Consider the following 6,749-nt stretch of genomic DNA (forward strand, 5'->3'; position numbering starts at 1 on the left):
CCCCAGGAGAAACACCGTGATTCCCAAGAAGATCCTGGCCGGCGCCGGCCTGTGCCTTGCCATGCTGACCGCCTGCTCCTCGGGCGCGGAGGAACCGGCGACCGGCGCCGCCGCCTCGGGCGACGGCGGCTACACGATCGGCGTGGCGAACTTCATGCTGAGCGGCCCCTACTTCAGCGGCATGGACAAGGCGATCGCCGCCCAGGCCCAGAAGAAGGGCAACGTCGAGATCATCAGCACCGACGCCAACGGCGACGCCGCCAAGCTCGCCAGCAACGTCGAGGACCTGCTGACCAAGAACGTCGACGCCGTCATCATCTCGGGCGGCCCGCTGGAGTCGGCCCCCGCCGTGCTGAACAGCATCAAGGCGGCCGGCAAGCCGGTCGTCCTGGTCGACCGCAAGTTCCAGACCGGCGAGTACACCAGCTGGATCGGCCCCGACAACGAGGCCATCGGCCGGCAGAACGGCGAGTTCCTGTCGACCGCGCTGCCCGACGGCGGCAAGGTCGCCATCATCAAGGGCGGCCCGGCCGACAACAGCATCGGCCTGGCCCGCACCAACGGCGTGAAGTCGGTCCTGTCGGCGAACTCGAAGTTCACCCTCGTCGAGGCGCCCGACTTCGGCAACTGGGGCTCCGACGGCGGCCTGACCGTCATGGAGAGCCTGCTCGCCACCAACAAGGACATCAAGGCGGTGTTCTGCGAGAACGACGCCATGTGCCTGGGCGCGCAGCGCGCCATCGCGGACGCGGGCCTCGCCGACGGCATCATCATCGCCGGCGTCGACGGCCAGGCCGAGGCGCTGAAGGCGATCCTCGACGGCACGAACTACAAGGTGACCGGCCTGAACGACGCCGACATCATCGGCGCCAAGGGCCTCGACCGCGCGGTGGAGATCCTCGGCGGCGCGGCCAACGTCGAGAAGGACACCGTCGTGCCCTCGCCGATGGTCACCAAGGACAACGCGGCCACCTTCCAGAACCCGGACGGCAGCTTCTAGACCCCGCGTTCCCCCACCGGGGTGGCGGGCGGCGACGCCACCCCTTCTCACCCAGAGAGGTTGTGCATTGCGTACAAGAAAAGGCAGTGCCGCACGCCGAGCGGCGCTGGCACTGCTGCTGGCCAGCACGGCGCTGACCCTGACGAGCACGCCCGCCCAGGCCGACGACCCGACCCGGCCTGGCTGGACGCTGCTCTACAACGAGAACTTCGTCAACCCGATCAACACCGGCAACGCGCCGTGGGTGCGCGACGACTACTCCCAGCCGTTCGACACGATCATGGACGACCCGGGCCAGTGGTACCGCAACGACTACGGCGCCGCCTGGACGACCGCGCTGAACTCCTTCTACACCTACCGGAAGGAGTTCCCGATCGGGCAGAACGGCTGGCTGACCGCCTCTCTGTCGGCCCGTGACTGGAACAAGGACGGCAACATCGAGGCGCCGCCGACCCTGACGACCCAGACGCTCGGCAGCGAGAAGGTCGCCGTGATGAACGTGCCCGACCACACCGGCGGCGTCATCCTGCGGCCCACCCAGAAGCTGCCCGACTACTACCGCATCGAGTACAAGCTGAAGACCCTCGACTTCGGCGGCAAGCGGGGCGGCTCGATCGAGTACAACGGCCGCACCAACGGCTACAGCAACACCGGCTGCAAGACCCAGCACCCGTGGGGCGAGGGCGAGAACAGCCCCGGCTGGTCGGGCAACGCCTCGGCCCCCTACTGCGAGTGGCAGGACGTCCGGCGCGGCACCTACGGCTACAACGGCTTCCACTTCCTGTCGATCGTCGACTTCGCCAACCCGGCCCCGCGCAACAACCACTTCTGGCACTACCGCCGAAAGGTCCTGATGGACGCCTTCTCCCAGCACCCCGACCGGGTGGGGAGCGGCACCGGCGGCCGCGTCTGCAACGCCGCGACCAACACCTACTACAACTACCGCGACGGCAACTTCAACACCGTCAACATGTGGATCAGCGGCATGCCCAACTGGACGCCCGGCGCCGGCGGCCTGGCAGGCAACTCGCAGTGGTTCATGACCCCGTGCTCGGGCGGCGTCGCCGAACAGCAGCTCTCCTCGGCCGCCGAGCTCCAGCCGGAGCTCATGCCGAACGAGTTCTACACCTTCGCGATCGAGCGCGACCAGACGGGCTACGTCCTGGAGGTGACGGGCAACTTCGCCCGCTCGGGCCAGCGCACCATCCGCATGCACCGCCCGTTCGTCGTCAACAACAACCCGATCTGGCACTACAACGTGAAGGCCAGTGAGTACAACGGGCAGTTCAACGGCAACCTGGTCCAGAACGACAACAACGGCTCGACCACCTGGTCCAACCAGTGGCCGGCCGGCTCGGCCTACCCCGACTACTTCGTGATCGGCGACCTCTACACCAACGTGTACGAGGGCAGCGCGTCGCTGACGGACGTCCGGCTGTACGTGCCGCAGACCACCACCGCCCCGAACCTGGCGCTGAACAAGACCGCCACCGCCGACTCGTCGTGCGCCGCCAACGAGGGCCCGGCCAAGGCCGTCAACGGCTCGGTGTCGGGCGGCAACGCCGACAAGTGGTGCTCGCTCGGCTCAAGCAAGTGGATCAGGGTCGACCTGGGCTCGAACCAGACCGTGGGCAAGATCGTGCTGAAGCACTCCGCGGCCGGCGGGGAGCAGGCGATCTGGAACACCCGCGACTTCGACGTCCAGGTGAGCACGAACGGCAGCACGTGGACCAACGTGGCCCAGCCACGGGGGAACACGGCGAACATCACGACGCACACCTTCACGCAACGGGATGTGCGGTACATCCGGGTGAACGTGCTGGCGCCGACCAGTAACTCGGACACGGCGGCCCGCATCTACGAACTGGAGGCGTACGCGAGCTGACGCCCGCTTCACGAGGGGCCGGTTTCCCAGCGGAAACCGGCCCCTTTTCCGCGTTTGGACGGCGTTGCCGCCGCCGAATTCACCGGGTTACTTTGCTGTGGCTCCGGCAAGAAAGGAAAAAGAGTGTCCACAGCGAAACGATTGATTAGAAGTAAGCCCCGAATGTGGGGGTGGACGTTCCGATGACGGTGACGGAAGCGAGGATCGCGGGCGTCGGCACCGCCGTCACGCCCGAGTCCTACACGCAGGCCGAACTCCTGGACATCCTGCGCATCGACGACCCGAAGGCCCGCTCGGTCTTCCTCAACAGCGCCATCGACCGCCGGCACCTCACCCTGCCGCCCGCCGACGAGACCGGCGCGCGCCTCCCCGAGTCGCAGGGCGACCTGCTCGACAAGCACAAACGGCTGGCCGTCCAGATGGGCGCCGAGGCGCTGGGGGCGTGCCTGAAGAGCGCCGGCGCCGACCTGTCGGATCTGGGCCACCTCTGCTGCGTCACCTCGACCGGCTTCCTGACGCCGGGGCTGAGCGCGCTGCTCATCCGCGAGCTGGGCATCGACCGCAGTTGCGGCCGGACCGACATCGTCGGCATGGGCTGCAACGCCGGGCTGAACGCGCTGAACGTCGTGGCCGGCTGGGCATCGGCCCACCCGGGAAGGCTCGCCGTCGTGCTCTGCGCGGAGGCGTGCTCCGCGGCGTACGCGATCGACGGGACGATGCGGACCGCCGTGGTGAACAGCCTGTTCGGCGACGGCGCGGCGGCCGTGGCGCTGGTCGCCGGCGAGTCGGTGCCGGGGCCGCGGGTGATCGACTTCGCCAGTTGCGTCATCCCCGACGCCGTCGACGCCATGCGCTACGACTGGGACCGCGACCTGGGCCGGTTCAGCTTCTACCTCGACCCGCAGATCCCCTATGTGGTCGGCGCCCACGCCGAGCCCGTCGTCGACCGGCTGCTGCGCGCCAACGGGCTCCGCCGCGACCACGTCTCCCACTGGCTGGTCCACTCGGGCGGCAAGAAGGTGATCGACGCCGTCTCGGTGAACCTCGGGCTGACCCGCCACGACGTCCGGCACACGACCGGCGTGCTGCGCGACTTCGGCAACGTGTCGAGCGCTTCTTTTCTTTTCTCCTATGAACGCCTCGCGCAGGAGGATGTCACCGTTCCCGGCGATTACGGCGTGCTCATGACGATGGGCCCGGGGTCCACGATAGAAACGGCGCTGGTGCAATGGTGAACACAATTGAATTGACACTGGAAATAGACGGGACAGCGCCGATGTCGGCCTCCGCCGTCGAAAGGGTGGCCGCGTTCTGCGACCGCGTCCACGACCACGGAGGGCCCGGCGTCGCCCGGTTCGCCCTGTCGGGCGCGCCCGGCGAGGGCTGGAGCCGCGAGGTCTCCGTCGGGCTGGTGACGAAGTGGGAGCGCACGGTGCGCCGCCTGGAGCAGCTCCCCGTCACGACCGTCGCGCTGGTCTCCGGCGACTGCGGCGGCACCGCCCTCGACGTGCTGCTCACCGCTGACGTGAGGGTCGCGACGCCGGGCACGCGGCTGATCCTCCCGGTGGCCGGTGGGGCGACGTGGCCGGGCATGACCCTCTATCGGCTGGTGCAGCAGGCGGGGGCGGGCGCGATCCGCCGGGCGGTGCTGCTCGGCGCCCCGATCGACGCCGACCGGGCGGTGGCCGCCCGGCTCCTCGACGAGGTGACCGACGACCCGTCGCCCGTCGTGGCCGGAGACCGGGAACTGGCCGTCCGGCGGCTGCTGCTGTCGGAGGCCGCGACGACGAGCTTCGAGGAGGCGCTCGGCGCCCACCTCGCCGCCTGCGACCGCGCGCTGCGCAAGGCGGCGGTCTCGTGACCACCCTCGCGGGGGCCGCCGCGCGGGTCGCCGACCGCGGCGAGCGCACCCGGTTCATGGCCAAGCACGCCACCCACGTCTACGACGAGCTGACCGGCGGCCGGTCGCGCCGCCTGCGCCTGCGCGAGCTGGTCGACACGGCCCGGCAGGTCTTCCCCACGCTCGTCCCGCCCGAGGAACGCGGCGTGCCGCAGGCCGCGAAGGAGGGGCGCGAGATCGACGAGGGCGTCTTCCTGCGGGGCATCCTCAACTGCCCGTTCGCGGGCTCCCACCTGCTCGACACCATGCGCCGCCCCACCGAGCGCGCGCTGGCGCTGCTGCCGGAGTTCACCCGGACCGGCCTGGTCGAGATGGAGTCGGTCGTCCTGGAGCGCCGCGACGGGGTGGCCCGGCTGACCATGGTCCGCGACGACTGCCTCAACGCCGAGGACGAGCGCCAGGTCGACGACATGGAGACCGCCGTCGACCTGGCGCTGCTCGACCCGGGCGTCACGATGGGCCTGCTGCGCGGAGGCGAGATGAGCCATCCGCGGTACCAGGGCAGGCGGGTGTTCAGCGCCGGGATCAACCTCAAGAAGCTGCACGCCGGGGAGATCACCCTGGTGGGCTTCCTGCTGCGGCGCGAGCTCGGCTACATCGCCAAGCTGGTGCGCGGCCTGAGCCGCGACGACGGTCCCCCGGCCGAGAAGCCGTGGACGGCCGCCGTCGACACCTTCGCGATCGGCGGCGGCGCCCAGCTGCTGCTCGTCTTCGACCAGGTCCTGGCCGCGTCCGACTCCTATGTCAGCCTGCCCGCCGCCCGCGAGGGCATCATCCCCGGGGCTGCCAACCTGCGGCTGACCAGGGCCACCGGCTCACGGCTGGCCCGCCAGCTCATCCTCCAGGGCCGCCGGCTCTGGGCGACCGACCCCGACGCGCGGGCGTTCGTCGACGAGGTCGTGGAGCCCGAACGACTCGACGACGCGATCGAGGCCGCGCTGGGGCGGCTCGACGGGGAGGCGGTCGTCGCGAACCGGCGCATGCTCCACCTCGCCGAGGAGCCCGAGGACGTGTTCCGCCGCTACATGGCCGAGTTCGCCTTCCAGCAGGCGCTCCGGATGCACGGACCGGACGTCCTGGAGAAGGTCGGCCGGTTCGGATGAGCCGGGTCCGCTACGAGAAGGCCGGCCACGTCGCCCGCGTCACGCTCGACCGTCCCGAGGTCCTGAACGCCATGGACTCCCGCACCCACGAGGAGCTCGCCGCGATCTGGGACGACGTCGAGGCCGACGACGCGGTCAGGGTGGCCGTCCTCGGCGGGGCCGGCGACCGGGCGTTCTGCGTCGGGCAGGACCTGCGCGAACGGGCCCGCCTCACCAAGGGAGGCGCGCCCGCGACGACGTTCGGCAGCCGTGGTCAGCCGGGCTGGCCCCGGCTGACCGAGCGGTTCACCCTGACCAAACCGGTGGTCGCGCGCGTGCACGGCTTCGTGCTCGGGGGCGGCTTCGAACTCGCGCTGGCCTGCGATCTGATCCTCGCGGCCGACGACGCGGTGTTCGCCCTGCCGGAGGCCCGCCTCGGCCTGGTGCCGGGCGCCGGCGGGGCGTTCCGGCTGGCCAGGCAGCTCCCGCTGAAGGTCGCCATGGGCCACCTGCTGACCGGCCGCCGCATGGACGCCGCCACGGCTCTCCGGCACGGGCTGGTCAACGAGGTGGTGCCCCGTTCGGAGCTCGACCGGTGTGTCGACGAGTGGGTCTCCGACCTGCTCAGGAGCGCTCCGCTGTCGGTCCGGGCGATCAAGGAGAGCGTGCTGCGCTCGCTCGACCTGCCGCTGGAGGAGGCGTTCACCACCACGTACACGTGGGAGGAGCGCCGACGGGCTGGCGCCGACGCGGCCGAGGGGGTGCGGGCGTTCGCCGAGAAGCGGGAGCCCACGTGGTCAAACGATTGAAGATTCGACCAACTGCGTGATCGAGCAGTTGGACACGGGAGCGGGCGCCGGCACCGGCGCCCGCTCCTTCGTG

Annotated in this window: 6 protein-coding genes; all 6 read left to right on the plus strand. The window is 70.3% G+C overall.

The window, feature by feature from the left end:
* Positions 1-16: 16 nt before the first annotated feature.
* The 6 genes from AW274_RS00665 to dpgD all read left to right on the plus strand — a co-directional run bounded on the left by AW274_RS00665 (position 17) and on the right by dpgD (position 6,676).
* Entirely contained in the window at positions 17-1,000 is a 984-nt protein-coding gene (locus tag AW274_RS00665; RefSeq protein WP_198168959.1) for a substrate-binding domain-containing protein, read from the plus strand.
* A 67-nt stretch (positions 1,001-1,067) separates the two neighbouring features.
* On the plus strand, positions 1,068-2,885 hold the full coding sequence (locus AW274_RS00670) for a discoidin domain-containing protein (RefSeq protein WP_198168960.1): 1,818 nt from the start codon (positions 1,068-1,070) through the stop codon (positions 2,883-2,885).
* A gap of 182 nt (positions 2,886-3,067) precedes the next feature.
* Positions 3,068-4,120 (plus strand): 3,5-dihydroxyphenylacetyl-CoA synthase DpgA, encoded by a 1,053-nt coding sequence (dpgA, locus tag AW274_RS00675; RefSeq protein WP_062430057.1) that lies wholly within the window; start codon positions 3,068-3,070, stop codon positions 4,118-4,120.
* Positions 4,114-4,746, plus strand: coding sequence for an enoyl-CoA-hydratase DpgB (dpgB, locus tag AW274_RS00680; RefSeq protein ID WP_062428306.1), 633 nt, complete (start codon positions 4,114-4,116; stop codon positions 4,744-4,746). Before dpgA ends, dpgB begins: the two co-directional genes overlap by 7 nt.
* Positions 4,743-5,888 (plus strand): (3,5-dihydroxyphenyl)acetyl-CoA 1,2-dioxygenase DpgC, encoded by a 1,146-nt coding sequence (gene dpgC, locus AW274_RS00685; protein WP_232319921.1) that lies wholly within the window; start codon positions 4,743-4,745, stop codon positions 5,886-5,888. Before dpgB ends, dpgC begins: the two co-directional genes overlap by 4 nt.
* Positions 5,885-6,676 carry an enoyl-CoA-hydratase DpgD gene (dpgD, locus tag AW274_RS00690; RefSeq protein WP_062428307.1) on the plus strand — a complete coding sequence of 264 codons (792 nt, stop codon included), beginning with the start codon at positions 5,885-5,887 and terminating at the stop codon, positions 6,674-6,676. Before dpgC ends, dpgD begins: the two co-directional genes overlap by 4 nt.
* Positions 6,677-6,749 lie beyond the last annotated feature (73 nt).

It is taken from the genome of Herbidospora daliensis (genome assembly GCF_001570585.1).
GTDB classification, from domain to species: domain Bacteria; phylum Actinomycetota; class Actinomycetes; order Streptosporangiales; family Streptosporangiaceae; genus Herbidospora; species Herbidospora daliensis.